2 protein-coding genes are annotated in these 1218 nt (G+C 61.8%); both read left to right on the top strand.

Annotation, left to right across the window (positions count from 1 at the left end; all coding sequences use genetic code 11):
• The first annotated feature begins 91 nt into the window (after nt 1–91).
• Nucleotides 92–676: a DUF3304 domain-containing protein gene (locus P3W85_RS21195; protein ID WP_276266239.1), complete on the top strand. Its 585-nt coding sequence runs from the start codon at nt 92–94 to the stop codon at nt 674–676.
• Nucleotides 673–1218 (top strand): phospholipase effector Tle1 domain-containing protein (locus tag P3W85_RS21190; protein WP_276266238.1); only part of this gene is annotated, 546 nt, incomplete at its 3' end. The genes P3W85_RS21195 and P3W85_RS21190, both read left to right, overlap by 4 nt.

Raw genomic sequence — 1218 nt, 5'->3', positions numbered from 1 at the left:
ACGGCGGCTGGGCGCAGCCGCGCGACCGACGACGCGAAGCTGTCCGCATCGGCCGCGCGTCGCTCCGCACATCCACTGACGGGAGAACGCGATGCGTAACGCTCTGACATGCTTTCTGCAGATAGCTTTGCTGTTCGCGCTGGCGGCTTGCAAGCCATCCGATGCCCCCGCCGCCGCAACAGCACACGAAGACACCAGAGGGCCGCAACTCAGCATCCTCAACTACACCGACGACTATATCGACGAGGTGTACGTCAACGGCTCCTGGGCCGGCGGCATGGTCAAGCACGCGGGCGGTGGCAGCTTCGCGGGCTTCGCCGAATTGCCGCGCCAATGGAATCCGAACTACAAGCTCACCGTCCGGTGGCGCACCGAGCCGCTGTACCTCAAGGACCCTGACGCGTTCTACGAGCGCCAGGTGGCAACGGAGCCTTACCAGTTGAGCGAAACGGGCGGCATGGGGACGCTGTGGGTCGCATTCTTCCCCGGAGGTGTCGTCAAGCTCTTCCCTACTTGGGTGGGTCCAGGGCATCCCGATTTCCCCGAGGGACTGCTCGAGCCAAAACTGCAATGCCGCAAGGAGCACCCCGGTAGTGAGTACTGTGAAGGTCCCACTCAACTCTGGGATCTCATGAGAAAGGGCAAGGCCGCCCACACGGAGGACAAGAGACCATGACGATTTCACGCCTTCCCGACAACGTGGGTGCTAACCCGTGGGCCCTCACGGCGAACGAGCGCACGGGCGTTACTTGCACCGAGTCGCCCGATGACGCCATGTCGTGCCAACGCACATTGTATCTCGGCTTTTTCTTCGATGGCACGCGCAATAACCTCTATTACGACAAGAAGCACGAGTCCCATAGCAATGTCGCTCGGCTGTACGACGTCTTCGACGAAGAAATCAAGTCCGGCGAAGACCGTCGATACCGATATCGAACCTACGTCCCGGGCGTCGGCACCGAATTCTGGAAAGGCGTCGGCGATGCCGGCGTAGGCCTGCATGCCGCCGCTGGTGCCGCCGCGGGCTGGGGCGGCGAGGCCCGTATCAACTGGGCGTTGCTGCAGTTACAAAACAACCTGCATCGTTATGCCTTCGGTAACCAACCGCTGACGGACGAAACCAATGACCTCGCCCTCGTCAAACAAATGAGCGCCGACATCAACTTCAAGCGCATGCGCATGCGCTTTCCTGATGGCAAGGGGCCGCCCACGCCCAAG

Origin of the sequence: Cupriavidus basilensis (genome assembly GCF_029335485.1) — a bacterium.
In the GTDB taxonomy this organism is placed as follows: Bacteria; Pseudomonadota; Gammaproteobacteria; order Burkholderiales; family Burkholderiaceae; genus Cupriavidus; species Cupriavidus basilensis_E.
Note: the sequence above shows the minus strand (reverse complement) of the source record. Positions and strands in the feature narration are given on the sequence as shown.

Bases quoted from the DNA above. Each gene is read 5' to 3' on its own strand.
- P3W85_RS21195 (WP_276266239.1), top strand. From the start codon at position 92: ATGCGTAACGCTCTGACATGCTTTCTGCAGATAGCTTTGCTGTTCGCG.